Origin of the sequence: Micromonospora sp. ATCC 39149 (assembly GCF_000158815.1) — a bacterium.
Lineage (GTDB): Bacteria > Actinomycetota > Actinomycetes > Mycobacteriales > Micromonosporaceae > Micromonospora.
In genome coordinates this window covers 4,102,110-4,119,801 of record NZ_GG657738.1, presented here as the reverse complement: position 1 = coordinate 4,119,801, position 17,692 = coordinate 4,102,110, and the positions used below count along the sequence as shown (strand labels likewise).

18 protein-coding genes and 1 tRNA gene are annotated in these 17,692 nt (G+C 67.5%); 9 read left to right on the top strand and 10 right to left on the bottom strand.

Annotation, left to right across the window (positions count from 1 at the left end):
* The first annotated feature begins 34 nt into the window (after positions 1-34).
* Genes MCAG_RS17745 through MCAG_RS34965 form a run of 3 tightly spaced genes read left to right on the top strand, consistent with a single transcriptional unit; the run spans position 35 to position 3,335 of the window.
* Positions 35-1,750, top strand: a complete 1,716-nt coding sequence (locus MCAG_RS17745) for a replication initiator (RefSeq protein WP_369751367.1) — start codon at positions 35-37, stop codon at positions 1,748-1,750.
* A 23-nt stretch (positions 1,751-1,773) separates the two neighbouring features.
* Positions 1,774-1,959 (top strand): AlpA family transcriptional regulator, encoded by a 186-nt coding sequence (locus MCAG_RS17740; protein ID WP_007074352.1) that lies wholly within the window; start codon positions 1,774-1,776, stop codon positions 1,957-1,959.
* Positions 1,956-3,335, top strand: a complete 1,380-nt coding sequence (locus tag MCAG_RS34965) for a tyrosine-type recombinase/integrase (protein ID WP_036373985.1) — start codon at positions 1,956-1,958, stop codon at positions 3,333-3,335. Before MCAG_RS17740 ends, MCAG_RS34965 begins: the two co-directional genes overlap by 4 nt.
* Before the next feature lie 225 nt (positions 3,336-3,560).
* Here MCAG_RS34965 and MCAG_RS17730 read toward each other — a convergent pair.
* Positions 3,561-3,633, bottom strand: a tRNA-Arg gene (locus MCAG_RS17730).
* A gap of 367 nt (positions 3,634-4,000) precedes the next feature.
* Between MCAG_RS17730 and MCAG_RS17725 the strand changes: the two genes are divergently transcribed.
* Positions 4,001-4,642, top strand: coding sequence for a hypothetical protein (locus MCAG_RS17725; RefSeq protein ID WP_036377418.1), 642 nt, complete (start codon positions 4,001-4,003; stop codon positions 4,640-4,642).
* 97 nt (positions 4,643-4,739) lie between these two features.
* Here MCAG_RS17725 and MCAG_RS17720 read toward each other — a convergent pair whose 3' ends face one another.
* A complete protein-coding gene (locus MCAG_RS17720; protein ID WP_036373983.1) occupies positions 4,740-5,309 on the bottom strand; it encodes a hypothetical protein in 570 nt (189 codons plus the stop codon).
* 97 nt (positions 5,310-5,406) lie between these two features.
* Here MCAG_RS17720 and MCAG_RS17715 point away from each other — a divergent pair, with 97 nt between their 5' ends.
* Together MCAG_RS17715 and MCAG_RS17705 are read left to right on the top strand one after the other, a co-directional pair.
* A complete protein-coding gene (locus MCAG_RS17715; RefSeq protein WP_036373981.1) occupies positions 5,407-6,429 on the top strand; it encodes an AraC family transcriptional regulator in 1,023 nt (340 codons plus the stop codon).
* Between the two features lie 1,095 nt (positions 6,430-7,524).
* Positions 7,525-8,244 (top strand): hypothetical protein, encoded by a 720-nt coding sequence (locus tag MCAG_RS17705; RefSeq protein ID WP_007074346.1) that lies wholly within the window; start codon positions 7,525-7,527, stop codon positions 8,242-8,244.
* 554 nt (positions 8,245-8,798) lie between these two features.
* Here MCAG_RS17705 and MCAG_RS34960 read toward each other — a convergent pair.
* From MCAG_RS34960 to MCAG_RS31030, 3 genes are all read right to left on the bottom strand, one after another.
* Positions 8,799-9,023 (bottom strand): transposase family protein, encoded by a 225-nt coding sequence (locus MCAG_RS34960; protein WP_232290395.1) that lies wholly within the window; start codon positions 9,021-9,023, stop codon positions 8,799-8,801.
* Positions 9,024-9,895: 872 nt separating this feature from the next.
* Positions 9,896-10,288: an MmcQ/YjbR family DNA-binding protein gene (locus MCAG_RS17695; RefSeq protein WP_232290210.1), complete on the bottom strand. Its 393-nt coding sequence runs from the start codon at positions 10,286-10,288 to the stop codon at positions 9,896-9,898.
* Positions 10,289-10,395: 107 nt separating this feature from the next.
* The gene (locus MCAG_RS31030; protein WP_007074343.1) at positions 10,396-10,866 is read right to left on the bottom strand and encodes a hypothetical protein; all 471 of its coding nucleotides are present in this window, start codon (positions 10,864-10,866) and stop codon (positions 10,396-10,398) included.
* Positions 10,867-11,389: 523 nt separating this feature from the next.
* Between MCAG_RS31030 and MCAG_RS17690 the strand changes: the two genes are divergently transcribed.
* The 3 genes from MCAG_RS17690 to MCAG_RS31025 all read left to right on the top strand — a co-directional run bounded on the left by MCAG_RS17690 (position 11,390) and on the right by MCAG_RS31025 (position 13,574).
* Complete coding sequence (locus tag MCAG_RS17690) at positions 11,390-12,121, top strand: hypothetical protein (protein ID WP_232290394.1); 732 nt, start codon at positions 11,390-11,392, stop codon at positions 12,119-12,121.
* Between the two features lie 258 nt (positions 12,122-12,379).
* Positions 12,380-12,982, top strand: coding sequence for a hypothetical protein (locus MCAG_RS17685; protein ID WP_007074341.1), 603 nt, complete (start codon positions 12,380-12,382; stop codon positions 12,980-12,982).
* A gap of 7 nt (positions 12,983-12,989) precedes the next feature.
* Positions 12,990-13,574: an AAA family ATPase gene (locus MCAG_RS31025; protein WP_369751328.1), complete on the top strand. Its 585-nt coding sequence runs from the start codon at positions 12,990-12,992 to the stop codon at positions 13,572-13,574.
* Between the two features lie 133 nt (positions 13,575-13,707).
* Here MCAG_RS31025 and MCAG_RS17675 read toward each other — a convergent pair whose 3' ends face one another.
* From MCAG_RS17675 to MCAG_RS17655, 5 genes are all read right to left on the bottom strand, one after another.
* Positions 13,708-14,217: an O-acetyl-ADP-ribose deacetylase gene (locus MCAG_RS17675; protein WP_007074339.1), complete on the bottom strand. Its 510-nt coding sequence runs from the start codon at positions 14,215-14,217 to the stop codon at positions 13,708-13,710.
* Between the two features lie 207 nt (positions 14,218-14,424).
* A complete protein-coding gene (locus tag MCAG_RS17670) occupies positions 14,425-15,009 on the bottom strand; it encodes an NIPSNAP family protein (RefSeq protein ID WP_007074338.1) in 585 nt (194 codons plus the stop codon).
* Complete coding sequence (locus MCAG_RS17665; RefSeq protein ID WP_007074337.1) at positions 15,006-15,431, bottom strand: Rrf2 family transcriptional regulator; 426 nt, start codon at positions 15,429-15,431, stop codon at positions 15,006-15,008. The genes MCAG_RS17670 and MCAG_RS17665 overlap by 4 nt, the downstream gene beginning before the upstream one ends.
* 257 nt (positions 15,432-15,688) lie before the next feature.
* Entirely contained in the window at positions 15,689-16,615 is a 927-nt protein-coding gene (locus tag MCAG_RS17660) for an IS3 family transposase (protein ID WP_007071079.1), read from the bottom strand.
* Positions 16,612-16,923, bottom strand: coding sequence for a transposase (locus MCAG_RS17655; RefSeq protein WP_007071078.1), 312 nt, complete (start codon positions 16,921-16,923; stop codon positions 16,612-16,614). The genes MCAG_RS17660 and MCAG_RS17655 overlap by 4 nt, the downstream gene beginning before the upstream one ends.
* Positions 16,924-17,692: the final 769 nt, after the last annotated feature.

The window sequence follows — 17,692 nt, the reverse complement described above, 5'->3', positions numbered from 1 at the left end:
GCAGCGGCCTCGGCCGGGGTCGCGGGCCGACCGGATGCGCAAACCCCTGGCCAAGGACGCGCTCAAGCAGCTCGCCGAGCAACACGGCGTCTGCGTCCGCCCCCTCGCCCTACGCCGCACCGACACCACCACCGGCCTCACCGAAGTCGTCGAAGTCCCCTGCGGGGCCACCCTCGCCGCGAAGTGCAGGCCATGCGCCGAACGGGGCCGGCGGCTACGGATCCAGCAGATCCGCGAGGGCTGGCACCTCACCGACGAACCCACCATCCGCCCCGACAAGCCCGGTGAGGACGTCCTCGCCCTGGTCCGCGTCCGGGCGCATCTGGAGTTCGAACGCGAAGCAATCCAGTACCAGCCCATGACCCCGGACGAGCGGGCCGCCCAGGTGGCCGAGATCGACGCCGCCATCGCCGAACTGGACGAAGCGCTCGGCGAAACCAGCCTGCGCGGCCACCTCACCCCCAAAGACCGCGACGAGCGGCCACGCCGCAAGCGGTCCACCCGGCGGCGGCAGGACACCCCCGACCTGCCCCGGCTCCCCGTCGACCCGCGCACCGTCGGCCGCGCCTACCCGGGTAGGGCGGGCAAGACCTACCGGCCGTCGATGCTGATCACGCTGACCCTCGGCTCACACGGACCCGTGCACTCCCACCTACGGCGTGGGGCCTACGTCGCGCCGTGCGAGTGCGGACAGCGACACGGCCCGCATGACGACGTGCTCGGTACTCCCGTCGACCCGGCCGGCTACGACTACCGGCGGGCGGCCCTGGATGCGATCCACTTCGCCCGGGTCCTGGACCGGTGGTGGCAGAACGTCCGCCGCGCCGCCGGCTGGAACGTCCAATACGCGGGCGCGGTGGAACTGCAACGCCGGCTTGCCCCACACGCGCACTTCGCCATCCGGGGCACCCTCCCGCGCCGACTGCTCAAGCAGATCGCGGCCGCCACCTACCACCAGGTGTGGTGGCCACCCTTCGACCACCTCGCCTACCCGGTCGACAAGCCGCCCGTGTGGAACGTCGACCGACAGGCGTACGTCGACCCCAAGACGCGGCAGCCGCTGCCCACCTGGGGTGAGGCTCTGGACGCCCTCGAAGAACCCGACAGCCGACCCGCGTACGTGGCACGCCTCGGCCGGATCGACGCCCGGGGCATCGAGCAGGGCACCCGCGACGCGGAACGCTCCATCCGGTACGTGACGAAGTACGTCACGAAGGACCTGACCGACCAGGCCAAGCCCCGCTCCGACGCACAGAAGGCACACTTCGACCGCCTCCACGCGGAACTGTCGATCCTGCCGTGCTCGCCGACGTGCGCCAACTGGCTGCTCTACGGCGTCCAGCCCGACGGCGTCAAGGCGGGCTTGACCCCTGGCCGGTGTACCGGGAAGGTCCACCAACGCTCCACCCTCGGCTTCACCGGCCGCCGCGTCCTCGTCTCCCGCCAGTGGTCCGGCAAGACCCTCGCCGACCACCGCGCAGACAACCGCGCCTGGGTGCGCGCGATCCTCGCCGGAGGCATGGCCGACACCGAGGAACACGACCAGGCGGCCGACGACGACGCGGACGGGTCGAAGCGGTACCAGTTCGAACTCGCCCGCCCCGAAGACCCCGACGTACCGCCGCTGGAACACCGACTCCTCCGCGCGATATCCGCACGCATCCGCTGGCGCACAGACCTCGACACCGCGCGCCTGCGAACAGCCACCGCCACGCCGGCAACGGCAGCTCCCCTCACCCCTGCCGCTTGATCATCTGGAGGAAAGAACCCCTCATGGAAAGCGAGTTGTTGACCGTTCCGGAAGTCCTCGCCTTGCTCAACAAAGTGTCACGGCGGACCTTCTACCGCTGGCGTGAACTGGGCATCGCCCCGGAATGCATCAAGCTGCCCAACGGCGAACTGCGGATCGAGCGGCGGGACCTGCGGGCCTGGCTGGAACAGCACCGGGAGGCGGCGTGAAGTCGCGTGAGGTGCGGATCCGAGGCATTCAGGTCAACGCGCTGGCGGGCCGCAAGAAGTCGTACACCGTCCGGTGGTTGGTGGGGACGGGGCCGAAGTCGCGGACGTTCGCCACTCGGGCGCTGGCGGACAACTTCCGGTCTGACCTGATGCAGGCGGCGAACCGGGGCGAGGCGTTCGACGGTGACTCCGGTTTGCCGGAGTCGATGATGGCGCCGAAGGAGTCGGTGAGCTGGCTCGGGTTCGTCCGCCGCTACGTCGATATGAAGTGGCCGGGCGCGGCGGCCAAGTCCCGGGAGAGCACGACGGACGCGCTGGCGACCGTGACGGCCGCGCTGGTCGGCGAGGTGGCCGGGCGTCCTGATTCGGGCGTGCTGCGGCGGGCGTTGCGGGAGTGGGAGTTCCCGCCTGCGTCCCGGCAACTCGACCGGCCGGCGGATGTCGCTGCGGCGCTGCGGTGGTTGGACCGGGCTTCGCTGCCGCTGTCGGCGTTGGCGGAAGCTGCGACCGTGCGGCCGGCGTTGGACGCGCTCGGACTGACGTTGGACGGGCGGCCGGCGGCGGCGTCGACGACCAGGCGGCGGCGCTCGGTCTTCTACAACGTCCTTCAGTACGCCGTAGAGCTGGAGCTGTTGGAGTTCAACCCGGTCGACAAGCTGCGAGTGCGGTCGAGCCGGCGGAAGGTGGCCGGCGAGGTGGACCGGCGCGTCGTGGTGAACATCCGCCAGGCGCGGGAACTGCTGATCGGGGTGACGTACGTCGGCCAGCGGGGGACGAACGGCCGGCGCGGTGAGCGCCTGGCCGCCTTTTACGCCTGCCTGTACTTCGCGGCGCTGCGACCGAGTGAGGCGCTGGGCCTACGGGAGCGGGACTGCCATCTTCCGGCAACGGGCTGGGGGCTGCTGACGGTGGAGAAGTCCCGTCCGGCGGCGGGGAAGCGCTACACCGACAGCGGCGAGGTCCACGACGACCGGGGGTTGAAGCACCGGGGCGAGACGGAGGCGCGGGAGGTGCCGATCCCGCCGGAGCTGGTGGCAATCCTGCGGGCGCACATCGACCGGTTCGGCGTGGGCACCGACGGGCGGCTGTTCCGCAGTGACCGGGGCAACGTGGTGGCGTCCTCGACGTACTCCCGGGTCTGGGAAGAGGCGCGGGCGCTGAGTCTGACCCCCGACCGGGTGGCCTCTCCCCTGGCCGGGCGGCCCTACGACCTGCGCCATGCCGGTGTGTCGCTCTGGCTCAACGCCGGGCTGCCGGCACCCGAGGTGGCGCAGCGGGCCGGCCACTCGGTGGACGTGCTGCTCAAGGTGTACGCCAAGTGCCTCGACGGGGACCGTAGCCGGATGAACGAGCGGATCGAGGCAGTGTTGCGCTGATGATCTCCGGTAGCGTGGGAGAGGCCGTGGCGAGCGCTGCGGCCTCTCTGCCGTTCGCGGCTGTGACCTGCGGAAACTGGCACTCCAGGGCCGTCAAGATCATTGCACGTACTCTGCACGGACGGCTACAAACGGCGGCTCAGAGTGGCATCCGGCTGCACAGGATGATCAATCGATGTGGGAACGTATCCGCTGCTCAGGTGGCGTTTCTGCTGATCTTCGAGGTGCCCCCGGCAGGATTCGAACCTGCGACACACGGTTTAGGAAACCGATGCTCTATCCCCTGAGCTACGAGGGCGCGAGTGCCTAGTCTAGCGACCTGGGGGTTCACCTGGGGTGGCAGGGAGTGGCCCGCGTTCACCCACGTCACCCGCACCCGGGTTCTCCCAGCCCAGGACCACACCCGGAGCACACGAACCCCCGTTTGCGACCGGCGGTCGGCCCCGGTGACCCGCGCTGGCACCGGTTGACCCACGGTGGCACCGGCTGGAGAGCACACACCGCGCACATCAGCCCAAGATCAAGCACTCGCCTAGGCATGAACTGAACTCGGGCAACACCACGTGCGAGGCGCCGTCGCCCTTGCACCAGGTACCGCAACGCGCGAATCGCGGCATGTGCGTGCACCGATCATGGTGGAGAACCCGTGGCTACACTCCACGATCATGCGCTCCGCCGAGATCCTCGACCAGCTCGACACCGCGGCCGCGGACTTCATGTTTCCGGACCTGAACCACGGCTACTACTACGCGGTCGATGCCCGGCTTCACGCCTACCGCGACGCGCAGCGATGGGCGCTCATCGTTGAAACGTTGGGATACTCGCCCAGGGCTGGCAACCTCATCGAAGTCCTTCACGTCTTCGGCAACTGTCTGACCGAGGGCGAACCGGGCTACGTCAACGAGGACTTCCTCAGCCGGGTCGACAACTGGGACGAAATCGAGGACGTTGACCAGCCCGAGATCTATCACGGGGCATCGATTGTGGTACGAGGCCGACGGATCGCAGTAGCCGCCGAGCGAGGCGAGGATCTGGTCGACGTGCTTCGTCGACTCGTCCCGGACCACCGGGATCTGCTCCTGGCCGACGAAGTCGAGCTGCGGCGGCGAATCCCCGCCGACATCCCAGAGATCATGCGGCTGGATCAGTGGCACCACCCAGACCTTCTCCAGGACACACCTCCCAGCCAGTCAATCACCTTCCGCCAACTCGCCGACGTACTGACGACAGGAGACGTGAGCCGGTACGCACCAGACACGCCACCCAACACGCACTGGTCCAACTGGCCAGAGTCCGGGAACCTGTAGCACGCCCGATCGCGCACCGACAGCGGCATGTGCGGATGCCAAGTCTGCTGCTGGCCCCGCGACGGGTGCGTTCAGCGGGGCTTGGCCAGCCGTACCCTCACCTGACGAATTTTGCCGCCGCCCGCCACGCGGTGGCCAGCAGCAGCGCGGCGAGTCCCACCCAACCGCCGATGAACAGGATGGTCTTGGCCAGGGTGGCGAGTGAGTTGGCGAGGCTGAGCACGGTCAGCGGCTGCGGCTGTCCGGCGATCAGGACCAGTGCGGTGAGGTTCTCGACGGCGTCGGCGGTCGGGGCGAGCACGAACGCGGCCGTCGTGCGCTGACCGAGCCGGTCGAGCCAGCCGCCGGGCGGTTGAGCACGCCATGCGAGCGCGCTGAGCGCGGTGAAGAAGAGCAGCGTGCCGACGATGATGGTGATGTCGACGACCTGGACCCAGCCGAACAGGTCGAGCGTGCCCTGCGCCGCGAGCTGGTTCAGCGCGGCACGTTTGCCCGCCAGGTCGAAGGTGACCGGGACACCACCCCAGCCGGCACCCGGGTAGCCGACCCGGCTGAACAGCGCCTCGGTGAACGACCCGCCGACCATCATGACCAGGAAGCCGGCGACGCACCAGGCGCCTACGAAGACGGTGCAGGGAATGGTCCGCAGTGTGACCAGTGGCTTCATAAGCCGCGACGCTACGACCGCGGCCACCGCATTACCATCGCCTCACGTTGCAGCTACCTGGCGTCCGGTGACACGAAGAGGGTGGCAGGTGGAAAAGGTGGGCGAGGTGGGTGCGTCGATCTGCGTCGCGGTGGTGGCGAACACCGCCCGTTCGCTGGTCGCGGTCGGGGCTGATCCGGTCGCCGTCGACCGGGTGCTCGGGTTCGCGGTCGACCAGTACACCGATCCGGACGCGCACGTCTCGCTCGCCGCGCTGGCTCGGCTCGAACGCGCGGCACCGGACCTGACCGGTGATCCGGGGGTGGCGCTGCGGCTGGCCGGCCGGTGTGCCACCGACGGCAACGTGGGCGCGATTGGACAGTTGGCGGCGCACAGCCCGTCGCTGCGCGAGGCGCTGTGCCTGGCGGTCCGTCACGCCAATGTGCTCGGTACCGGGATACGGCTGGCGCTGCGGACCGCGACCGACCGGGCCGAGCTGAGCTACCACCGCATCGAGGCGGCGTCGCGCACTACGCAGGGCGCCGAGCTCGCGCTCGGCGAGATCGCCATGACGCTCCGGTTTCTGGCCGGAGGCGCTGACATCGACCTGCGCGCCGACTTCCGGCATGAGCGGCCGGGCCACGCCGCCGCCTATGCGGCGGTCTTCGGCGACCGGGTGTGCTTCGGTCAGGCAGAAGACCGGATCACGTTCGTCGCCGAGCTTCTCGACCGAACTCCGCCCCGGTCGCAGAGCTACCTGTTCGGTGTGCTCCGCGCGCACGCCGTGACGCTCGCCGAACGCGTCGCGGCCACCGGCGCCGACAGCCAACGGGTGCGCGAGCACATCGTCACCCGCCTGCCGCTCGGCCCACCCACCGCCGAGGCGACCAGCCGGGCGCTCGGGATCAGCCGGCAGACCCTCTACCGCCGGCTGCGGGCCGAAGGCACCACGTTCGAGCAGCTGCTCGACACCACGCGACACCGGCTTGCGCTGGAGCACCTCGGCGATCCCCGGTACACCCTGCACGAGATCGCCACCCTGCTCGGGTTTGCCGAGTACAGCTCCTTCCACCGCGCCGTGCGACGCTGGACCGGGCACAACCCGCAGGCATACCGGCGTGGCATCGGCGCGCGGTCCTAGCCGTCGCGGGCATGGGGCTTGTACCACGTGCCCGCCGCCGGATGATAAACGGCTGCGAACCGCGGTGACGTCGACGCCGCTGCCCGGGCGGCGGGCTCGTGCCGGCTGTGGACGTTGACCGGACGGAAGCCACGGGCCCGCGCGTCCTCGCGATTGACTTCTGGACCGAGCCGGGCCCGTGTTCATGGCGAAAGGTCACCGACGTTTTCGGCTCCCGTTTTCGCGTTTGACCTGTACGAGGGCTTGCCGGAACGGTTCCCCGACTTCCACTGCCCGGACAGCTTCGATGCGGTGCACGGCAGTGTGGGCGAACAAGTACCGACCCAGCAAGAGCTGGGCTTGGGTTTCCACACCGCGCCTGCGGCACTCCGGCAGGAGAACAGCCCCGATACTCCGGTAGCGGCCAGCGCCGTGCCCGTACGGAGACCAGCCGACGAAGCCCGCCACCTGGTCATCAACGGTCACGATTAGTTTGCCATCCTCCTCGCCCAGCCAGCCGTCGGTCTGGAAACGCGGCATTGCCTGGCTGCATCGCGAAACCCGTACCAGTTCGGACCTATCAGTCCGGGTTCGACGTCGAAGCGGCAGAGGACGTCCAGATCCGGCTCCTCCACTCGGCGAAGCGGATCGCTGTCAAGATCCATGCTGGCGAGACTAACGATTGCCTCGACTCACGCCATCCGCTCATCGGCAGATGTGCGCACTGGATCACCATCTGTGGCCGCGGGCCTCTCTGCCCAAGTGGATCGGTGTCATGGCAGGGTGTCGGCTGCCAGTCGAGCCGAGACACTGCCAACGATCTGAGGCATCGAGCCAGGCCAGCACCGAGCCCCACCACCACATGCGGGAGCCCAAAGTCACTTCCCGGACCCGCCACACCCCAGCCTAGAACAACCCTCGCCGCCGCCTCTTGACACAGAGGGGTGCCAGATCCGGGCGCCTGATCTTGGCGAGACATATGGCAGGCAGGAAGGCGCCGCCGACGGCTCGGCAGGGCGGCGTTGCGTTCTGGGTCATCAGCCGATCGGATGACCGAAGGCGATGATCGGCTATTTCCATGTGCGACGGACACCCCGCGACGCGTAGGAAGGAGGCATGACCAACGAGGTGACCGTTCCCCTGCTGCCGTGCGCATCCATTGATGACATCGAAACCTTCTACGGAGTTCTCGGTTTCCGCACCACGTACAAGCAACGCAAGCCCAACGCGTGTGTGGGCGTGCAGCGGGAAGACCTGCATCTACAGTTCTTCGAGATCGCCGGATTTGACCCGGAGCAGTCCTATGGCTCCTGCCTCGTACTCACCGCGGACATCGAGGGACTACATCGGGCATTCGCAGCCGGCATGCGCGCCGCATACGGCAAGGTACTGGTGTCCGGAACGCCGCGGATGACCCGGCCCAGGGCGCGGAAGAACGCCGACGGGTTGGGTGGGTTCAGCGTCATCGACCCGGGCGGCAACTGGATCCGCGTCTTTCGGGACGCCGCCACCGCGCCCATGCCGGTCGCCACGCCTGCCGGGCGGCTGGCCAAGGCCCTAGCGAATGCTGTCGTGCAGGCCGATTCCAGGGGAAGCGTCGGACAGGCCGTTCGGATCCTCGACAGCGCGTTGGCCCGCCCGCAAGCCGACGACGACCCGGTCGAGCAGGTAGAGGTCCTGGTCTACCGCGCCGAACTCGCGATGGTGCTGCACGATCCAAAGACTGCGGCCGAGATGCTGGCCCAGGCCCAGTCCGTCACGCTCACGGAAGACGAGTCCGAAAGGGCGGCAACCGCGTTCGACAACGCCGCCGAACTCGCAGCAGCACTGCGGTGACTCACCATACGAACGCCTCCCCTATCTCGGCAAGACCGCGCACTGAGGTGATCTCAACCTCCCCTATTCAGAGGGGATTTGACTGATCGAGGGCGGTAAACGAAAGGCGCACCTGACCTGCGAGGATGTGGGTGTCTACGCCATGTCCACAGCAGAGCAAGGTGCACCTTTCTGGTGAGTAAGAGTAGTGGATGGGATCAGCGGCTGATCGTCAGTTCGGACGGGAAGGGCCTGGTCGGGCACGCGGGCGCGGTCTTGCTGCGTAGGTGTGCTGATCGGACCGGTCTGACCAGGGGTTTGAACCAGGTGCTGCCGCGCGGTAACGGTCCTGGCTGGTGGGATCGCGGCACGGTTCTGGTCTCGTTGGCCGTCACGGTCGTGCTCGGCGCCACGAGCATGTCCGACATCGGCCTGCTCGCCCATCAGGGTCTGGTGTTCGGTGACCGGCCGTCGGAGGCGACCGTCCGGCGGACGATCCCACGCCCAAACCTAGTGGACAAAACGGTCAAGCCAAAACGGTCAGGCAGGGAGCAACACCCTCTGACGGATCGAGGTCAACGACTATCCAGCAGGTATTTGTACTCGAAGTGGGTCAGGTGTAGCGCGGCGGCGACGATGTCTCCGATTCGGCGCGGGCTGATCGTCGTGTGGCGTAGCGTCTTCCAGCGTCCGATCAGGATCGCGAAGCCGTGTTCTCCTTGCCAGCGCAGGCCGCGTAGCAGCCGGTTGTAGGCGCGGTTGTCGGGTGCGAGCCGGCTGCCGTCGGCGGGTTGCTTGATCGGGGTCTTGACGCCGTGGCCTGCGCTTTCGTAGCCGGCGTCGGGCCAGGGTGGGCAGGTCGAGGGCGGCGGCGGCCCAGTTCAAGGCGGCGGTCATCCCGAGTTCACGGGCGCAGCTGGTGTCGTACAGATGTCCGGGCAGCGCCGCCGTCCAGATCAGCAGCCCGTCCGGGCGCATGATTGCTTGGATGCTCGCGCCGAAGTTGCGGTGCTTTCCGGAGAACCAGGCGTCGATCGTCTCGCCCTTGACCGACAGGGTGGTCTCGGTGAGCCGGTCGCAGTCGAACAGCTTCCCGTCGAGGATCACCTGCGACCAGCCGTCGGCAGCGGCCCGGCGCAGAGCGGTGTGCAGGTCGCCCGCCTGGTCGGCGAGCACTGTGATGCCCTCGTCGCGGTAGCGGTAAGCGGTCGCCCGGGAGATACCGAACCCGGCAGCGAGGAGGGTCATGTCCTCGGCCTTGCGGAACCAGACGAGCACCATCAGGGCCTGGTAGAAGCAGGTCAATGCCCGGGTGCCACGGCGGGTACCACAGGCGCGGCGGTGGGCGTACAGCAGACACGCGAGGTGCTGCACGAGTTCCCTGAGACGTCGATCATGGCACGGTAGGCAATCACGTGGAGCCCTCTCGAAGACGTGGATCTGTCGCAAGGACATGTCTGTCGATGGCTCCGCGACTGTATCCACCACCACCCGACCCGCCACCTTCGCCCGTGTCGCGCCAATCAACCCTTATGGCTTACTGAGATCACCTCACTGGGCTCTGCCGTCCTCGGTCACGTACTGTGACGCCCTGTCTGCGGCAAATCCGTGCTCCTGGCGGGGCCGTCGGCGCTGTCGTGGCGGTCATCGCTCCTCGTGGCCTTGGCCGGCCTCATGCTGGGGATCGCCGGGAGTCGAGCCGGGCAACCCTGCGTGGCCCGGCCGTGCGTCGGTAGCTGGCGTCGAGTAGCTCGTCGACTTCGTCCCAGTCGGTGTCTCCGGTCAGGTCCACCCCGATCCACCCGTAGGGGCCCAGGTAGGCCGGCACGAAGCAGCGGTCCTCGTCCAACAGCGCCGCTCGCTCGGCGGGATCAACCAGCACGAGCACCGAATGTTCATGCTGCCGGTAGACGCCGTCGACTTTCACCGATCCCCCGTAGTACGCGAAGACCTTGGTGGTGAAAAAGGCGGGATGTCCGTGGGAGATCTTCTCGGTCGCGTCGGGGAAGGCCAGGGCGAGCGCCCGCAGCCGGTTCAGGAGTGGATCTGCTTCGTCAAACATCATGGGGTGCGGCATATCGGAAGGTAAGCACATGGTGGGCGGCCGTGGTGCCCTACCCGCGGTAACCTGCGCCAGCCCGCCGAGGTCGACCTGCGACTCGCAAAGCACCATCATCGCGGCAAATGGATGTGCGATGCAGGGCTACCTACGGGGCTACCACTTCGGCGACGCGGGCCCGCAAATCGTCGGCGCAACCACCGAGGAATCTCGCGCCGCCGCACGAACATGCCGACGTCGCTCGCAGCGTTGAATGCGTAACCACGGACCTGAAAGCGGTGTAGTGGCGTCCGATCACCCAAGGCGCGGCGCAGTCGCTTCATCACTTCGTCATCGATCGACCTGTGTAGGCGAGCGTAGTGACCCACCGACTGCAACGCGTTAGCCCTCGTCTGGGCGCTGGGCGATGCCAGCGCCTCCTTGATGCGCGGAAGCACGACTCCAGGCTCAGGATGGTTGAGCACCAGAGCGAGTAAGGCGACACCTGCGTACTCGTCGTTCCGGTCGACTGCCTCGTCAACGGCTTCCGGCCGTTCGAGCACGCCGATCCAACTGCCGATGAACCAGGGCTGCTCGATCGTCACGGCGGAGATCGTGGCATGCCACCGGAACTGACCGCCAGCGAGTTGGTCAGGGCGGCGGCGGTGCTGCCGCCGAACCCCTCCTTGCTCAGCGGTCATTGTCAGTGGCAGATCAGTGCGCTGGGCAGAAAGATCAATTCGAGCCGTAGCAGGATTCTACGTGCAGACACTCCAGGCAGATCCGCCGCGGCACGCACAGGAGCGTCCAGTCCCTCGGAGCCGACATCCGGTCGTGGATCGCGGACTGAAACAGCAACCCACGGCCGTTCGTCTGGACCATGACCGCCGAGGAGATCCTCGACCCACTCGCCCGATTTGGTAGGCGGATTTCTGGCGCAGGACGCTAGCCGAGCCGCACGTGATCGATACGCATGGAGCTTCGGGACTACAGGGTCGCGATGCGGGCGGTACCGTGTCGCCGTGAGCGGAGATACGGATGTCGACACCTGAATCGCCGGCCACGGCGCGACGACTGGCGAGAGTTCGCGGCGCACGCCGGCGTTTCGGAGCCCCGCCTTTGACCGGCGTGGCGGTGACGGTGGCCTGCCTGGTACTGACCGGATGCTCGGAGAACCGCGATGGCGACTCGCTGGCGCGGGACATCGCAGCCACCGAAGCGGCGCTCCTCGATGACGACCTCGGTTACCGCAACCGGGTTCGGGAAGCCGAATACATCGCCGCGACCGAGATCTCCAAGAAGGTGGCGGGCAGCGGCTCGACCATCCGACGTGAGCCGTTGGGCTGGTCAGGTCGAACCGCCGGAAGTGAGCAGGCCACCATCGACGTCCGGTTCGTTGTGACGGTGGCCGAGCAGCCAGGGGTTTCCTTCGGCGACCTCGGCAACTCTGCCGGTCGGGCCACGCGATGCTACCGCTATCTGCTCGAGCTCTCTCGCTACACGTCACATCACGAGATCGACTGCCCGGCGATAGCCACTCCCGCAGTGCCCACCACCTCGCCGATTCCGCGGCTGCCGGACGACGGGCGCGATCGGCTCGCCGCAGCGCTGCGCGCCGCCACACCCGACACGCTCGCAGGCACGGTGCGGGCGGCATTTCCCGAGAAGCACATCACCGTCGACACGGTCACCCACGAGGGCGCCCTCGTCGCCGCGGTGGGCGTACCCGCCGAGCGTGACTGCATCCTCCTGGTGCGCACTCCGAGCGGAGCCATCAAGTCACCCGGGTACGACCGGATATGGCTGGAGCCAGGCGAAATGGGGTGCAAGACCGGACTGTACGTCTCACCACCGCGTTGACGGGCCCCGCAGGCCGTCGTCCGAACTGCCGGCGGCCACCGCCGGCGGCCCGGCCCGGCCATGACGGCTCGCCCGTCGGGACAACGGCCCAACTTCCAGGGCCGGCCAGCCGGGTCACTGAGCACTGGGTGCTGCGACGCGCGCTCGGCGGCAGATCCGGATGGGTTCGAGGGCGGGTGCGTAAAGGTCAGCGTAGTGGCCTCAGCGGGTGGCCGTGATGGATCGAGACTGTCAGTCGTCGCTCTTATGATCATGGTCATGTCGACTGCGTTCACCACCTTGTGGACCCATGACGTCTGCCGGGAGCTACGCCGGCACCGAGTCGGCGAGCGGCCCTCGGTGGCGTTCAGCGGGGTGCACCAGTCTCTTCCCAGTTGGACCAGCGTCGGTGTCGGCGACGATGTCTTCGCGCTGCATGTCAACCGATGCGTGGTCTACCTGGTGAGCCGCCTGCGCGTCGTCGACAAGCAGCGGCGCGACTGTTGCGGCGCCGCTCCAACAACATGGCGTGACCCGTCCTATCCGGGTCACGACGCCTGGGCGATGCTCGGCGCCAATGGATGTGGGGCGAGCCCGGTACACGTCGAAGCGACACCGATCCGCTTCGACGTCGCCGTCCCCGGCGACCTGCTCAGCACGCTGACCTGGCGCAACCGACGCGGAGAACAGCGCACCTTGAAGTACGTCGTCAACGGCCGTCTCGAACGCTCCGTCAGCCTCCAGGGCGTCTATCGTCTGACCGACGAATCCGCCGCTCAATTGGGCGCCCTGCTCGATAGGTCGCCGACCCCGAGCCAGAGGGCAGAGGCCAACCACGCGCATCATGGTCGGCAGCCATCCGTGACGGTCGACGCACGTTGACGGCGGCATGATCGGATGTCAGCAAGGACGGACGTGCGATCGAAAGCGGGTGCTGATGAGGCAACCAACGCTGTTCCTGACTGTTGGACTCCCCTGCACCGGGAAGACGACCGCCGCGCGACGCATCGAAATCCAGCACACAGCACTTCGTCTCACGAAGGACGAATGGGTGAAGGCTCTCTACGGGCACGAGAATCCCCCATCGGCTCAGGACGTGATCGAAGGACGACTCATCCAGATCGCGCTACGCGCCCTCGAACTCGGCAACAACGTCGTGATCGACTACGGCCTCTGGAGCCGAGACGAGCGCTCGGCCCTGCGGCAGGCAGCAGCAGACCTCGGCGCGACGGTGCAGATGCGCTACTTCGAACTCACTCCAGCCGAGCAGCGCAGACGACTCGATCAGCGCCAAACCGAAGCACCACACACGACGTGGCCAATGTCCGACGAGGAACTCACCGAATGGGCTGCCAACATCGACATCCCCACGCCAGGCGAACTCGACGGCAGCGAACCCATTGATGACCCACCGGCCGGATTCGCGACATGGAACGAATGGCGCAGCCACCGCTGGCCACCATCAGTCTCCTGACGCGTGCTCCTCTCAGCGCTACCACGACCGCTCATCGACAGCTCGGGAAGCCGGCCGGACCAACGTCCGACCACGGAGAGTGAGGGCAGCAGCCGACAGATAGCGCGCCCTGTCTGCGGCAGATCCGAACGGGTCAGCCCGTGGCTGTCACCGCGGCTTGCAGGTGCTTCCGGGTGTCCCCGTCGAATGCGACGAGTCGTACCCGTTGGACGTTTGTCGAAGTGGACCTGATCGTTGCTACGGCGATCCGGGCGGCCTGGTCGGGAGGGAACCCGTACACGCCGGTGGCGATTGCCGGGAAGGCGACGCTGCGGGCGCAGAGTTCGTCGGCTACCTGCAGGCTCCTGCGGTAGCAGGAGGCCAGAACGTCGGCCTCACCGTGACCGCCGCCTTCCCAGATCGGCCCGACAGCATGGATGATGTGCCGCACCGGTGGGTCGAGGTCGAACGCCGGGGTAGCCATCGCGTCGCCCGGCTTGCAGGGGCCAATCGCTCCTCCGGCCTGGGCCAGGCGAGATCCGGCAGCGCGATGGACCGCGCCGTCGACACCACCACCGCCGAGCAGTGACTCATTCGCGGCCGTGACGATGGCGTCCACGTTTTCCCGCGTGATGTCACCCATCACGATCTCGATCACTACCACAGCAAGATCCTGGCAGACCAGACGAAGGCGTGCTGGCCCACCGTCGCCAAACCGGGTAGCCACTCCGTCCGACCAGAGCGACAGACGCCGCCGCACGATCGGCGGCATGTGCGCGCGTCCGATCGAGCGGCGGTCCGGATCGTGTCGTGCTGATCGGCGGCATCAGCGAGCGAGCGATTCGGCATCGACGGCCCACCCTGAATTCCCTCAGTGGAGGGTAGAGCGGTGGGTGGGGCGGAGGCGGAGATGTTCGGTCTTCACCACCTCCACGGGAACGTCTGCCTGCAGGGGTGAGCGGGTGAGCCAGACCAGCGCGTGCTCCCCCTCACGGACCGGTAGCCGGGGAAAGTCGTTCGCGGCGTACTCGGTCCGTAGCACGGCCAGGGTCTCCTTTGGGCTCTGAGTGGGATCGGGAACCGGGCCAGCCCAATGCCAGATTGTCGCGTGCAGAACCGCTTCGGGATTGGCGGTGCCGCGGTCGAATACCGGCACCGCGACGATCTCGCGGAGCAGCAGTACGTCGTCCGAGTCGAGCATCGTCGCGTTGGCCGCTGGTCCGTGCTTCGCCCACACCGGGCCGGAGTAGAAGGCCGTCAGGCCGGTCCGACGCGATTGCATGTCGGTGAATCCGCGCAGCCACACGAACCGGTCGGGTCGGTCGAGGTCACGGAACTGGCCCAGCACGGCCATCCCCAGCTCCTCCTGGGTCTCGACAAACTCGCGGTCAAACAGGTCGATGAGCTCGTCGCGGCGACCCTCGTGCAGGGTGTACCGGCGCAACTCGACGATCATGCCAGAATCCTTTCCAGAACGTCGTTGACGGTCCAGCGCGCCAGCGCCGCACGGAACGTGTTGGTCGCTTCGTCATAAAGGTCGGTGAGCACCGGACGGATTCCGCGTCCGACCTGACACTCCAAGTTCGGCTCGGAGTGGTGAAGGGCGAGAAGCGGCTCCGGCGAGACGGCGAGCCAGACGTCCAGCAGCGTGATCTCTGTCGCCGGGCGTCCGAGGGAGAAGCCGGCGCCGTTGCCACGGCGTGCCCTCACCAGGCCGGCCCGCTGCAGGTCGCCGAGGCTGCGCCGGACGATGACCGCGTTGGTGTTGACGCTGGCCGCCACCTCTTCGGAGGTGAGCACTTCCCGACCGTGCCGCCTGGCCAGTTCCAGCCACGCCAAGGCGTGGGCCGCGATCGTCACCCTGCTGTTGGCCGCCACCTCGACAGTCTCGCCGACACGCGCAGCAGAAGCAACCATTTCTGTTACGTTCGACTGTCCGTGTGCACATATGCACGTTCAGGTCGGCCGGCGGGACGAATCACGCGGACGCTCATCGGAGCATGATCGAGCGCCCGCTCATCGGCTAGATGTGCGCACTGGATCACCATCTGTGGCCGCGGGCCTTTCAGCCCAAGTGGATCGGTGTCATGGCAGGGTGTCGGCTGTGAGGTTCCCCCGGTTTGCCGGAGGGTTGGTTACCTGGCGCCGGTGGGCTCAGGCTGAACGATAGTCGTCTCGTCTGGTCGGGCCTGGTGGGCGTGCCAGGCGGCTTCGTACTCGTCTGGGGAGCGCCAGCCGAGGTCTTTCTGGATGCGGCGGGTGTTGTACCACCCGTCGATGTAGGCGAAGATCGCGTTCTCGGCTTCGTCGCGGGTCCGCCAGGAGTTTCGGTAGACCAGTTCGATCTTCAACGTTGACCAGAAGTTCTCCATGAGGGCGTTGTCGAACGAGTCGCCGACGGAGCCCATCGAGGGCAGAATGCCGTTGTCGGCCAGGCGCTGGGCGAAGCGGAACGACGTGTAGTTCGACCCGCGGTCGCTGTGGTGGATCAGTTGGCCGTCGCGGACGTCGCGGGACCAGATGCCGTATTCGAGGGCGCCGAGGATCAGGTCGGTGTCGCATCGGTCGGAGCACCGCCAGCCCACGATGCGGTTGGAGAAGACATCCCGCACCGCGGCCAGCCAGAACACGCCCTGCCCGCAGGGGATGCGGGTCGCGTCGGCGACCCACAGCCGGTTGGGCGCCGCAGCGGTGAACTGCCGGTTGACCAAGTCCGGAGCGGGCGTCGCCTTCGGGTTCGACCGGGTGGACGGGATGCGCCACTTCTTGCGCAGGAACGCCCCTTGCAGGCCGGCGGTCCGCATCAACCGCTCGACCCGCCTGCGACTCAGCTGGCGGCCTTGGCGGCGCAGCATGGCGTGCACTCGCGGGCTGCCGTAGGTGCCGCCCGACACATCGTGGATCTCCGCGATCTCCACCGCCAGATCCGCGTCCTCACGTCGGCGAGCGGAGGGGTTGGCGGCTTGGGTGAGCCAGCCGTAGTAGGTGGAGACGGCGACGTTGAGGACCCGGAGGACGGGCTCGACCCCGAAGCGGTCGCGTAGCTCGTCGACGAGCGTCACGACCGTCGCCGGGTCGGGTCGAGTTCCGAGGCGAAAAAAGCCGAGGCGGCTTTCAGGATCTCATTGGCCCGCTTCAGCTCCGCGTTCTCCCGCCGCAACCGACGCAACTCCTCCACCTCCGAGGTCGTCGGCCGGTCGCCCCGCAGGCCACGGTCGGCCTCGTCCTGGCGGATCCAGTTGCGCAACGCCTCGTGATGCACCCCAAGCTGGCGGGCCAGCTGGCGGATCACGGGCTTCGGGTCCGACTCCCGATACAAGCGCACCGCACGTTCGCGCAGCTCATCGGGATACTTCTTCGGTGCTGCCACGGATGACTCCCTTCAGCTCCATCAGAGCATGATCGAAAGCCTCCGAGCTACCGGGGGAACCTCAGCTGCCAGTCGAGCCGAGGCACTGCCAACGATCTGAGGCATCGAGCCAGGCCAGCACCGAGCCCCACCACCACATGCGGGAGCCCCGTGCACAGCGCGACGGTTTGCCTCAACTCCACTGGGAAAAGCCGAGCGACCGGTATGCCAGTCAGGTTGAGGCACCGCAGGTCAGAGCGCGTGCCTCAGCACTCGATTGACAGACGACACAGGGCATCCGAGCCAGGGGCCAACTAATTTCGGCTGCCTCCGGCTTTGATCAGGAGCAGGTGCGAGCACTTGTCAGGTGGCTCAGTCGAGTGTCGTGCAGTTCCGGCTTCCGGACAGCGAGCCGCCGCTGGCGTGGGAAGGCGTCGCGGCCTGTGGTCACCAGCAGGCCGTGGTGTAGGGCATGGGTTTTGGTCATTGGGTGAGGAGGTTTTCTATGCCGTAGTGGCTCCACCAGGTAGGGCGGTGTCTGCGGAGGTTGCCCCCGACGCGGGTCAGCAGCACGGACAGCCGCATCGCCGAGCGGCCCGTAAATCCACCGCTGCTCGGCACTTCCGTCCGGTTGCATGCCCTGCATCCGCTCATCGGCCACGGGTGTGCGCCATAGCAGAGCTGACCGAAGTCATGCAGGGTGACATAGTTGCAGGGCGGCGGAACGCGACTCGCGGCAAATCCGTGCACCCTGATAGCGCGCCGGCTCTCGCCTGGTGCCGACGTCGCC

Bases quoted from the DNA above. Each gene is read 5' to 3' on its own strand.
- MCAG_RS17745 (WP_369751367.1), top strand. From the start codon at position 35: ATGCGCAAACCCCTGGCCAAGGACGCGCTCAAGCAGCTCGCCGAGCAA.
- MCAG_RS17740 (WP_007074352.1), top strand. From the start codon at position 1,774: ATGGAAAGCGAGTTGTTGACCGTTCCGGAAGTCCTCGCCTTGCTCAAC.
- MCAG_RS17725 (WP_036377418.1), top strand. From the start codon at position 4,001: ATGCGCTCCGCCGAGATCCTCGACCAGCTCGACACCGCGGCCGCGGAC.
- MCAG_RS17720 (WP_036373983.1), bottom strand. From the start codon at position 5,309: ATGAAGCCACTGGTCACACTGCGGACCATTCCCTGCACCGTCTTCGTA.
- MCAG_RS17705 (WP_007074346.1), top strand. From the start codon at position 7,525: ATGACCAACGAGGTGACCGTTCCCCTGCTGCCGTGCGCATCCATTGAT.
- MCAG_RS17695 (WP_232290210.1), bottom strand. From the start codon at position 10,288: ATGATGTTTGACGAAGCAGATCCACTCCTGAACCGGCTGCGGGCGCTC.
- MCAG_RS17685 (WP_007074341.1), top strand. From the start codon at position 12,380: ATGTCGACTGCGTTCACCACCTTGTGGACCCATGACGTCTGCCGGGAG.
- MCAG_RS31025 (WP_369751328.1), top strand. From the start codon at position 12,990: ATGATCGGATGTCAGCAAGGACGGACGTGCGATCGAAAGCGGGTGCTG.
- MCAG_RS17670 (WP_007074338.1), bottom strand. From the start codon at position 15,009: ATGATCGTCGAGTTGCGCCGGTACACCCTGCACGAGGGTCGCCGCGAC.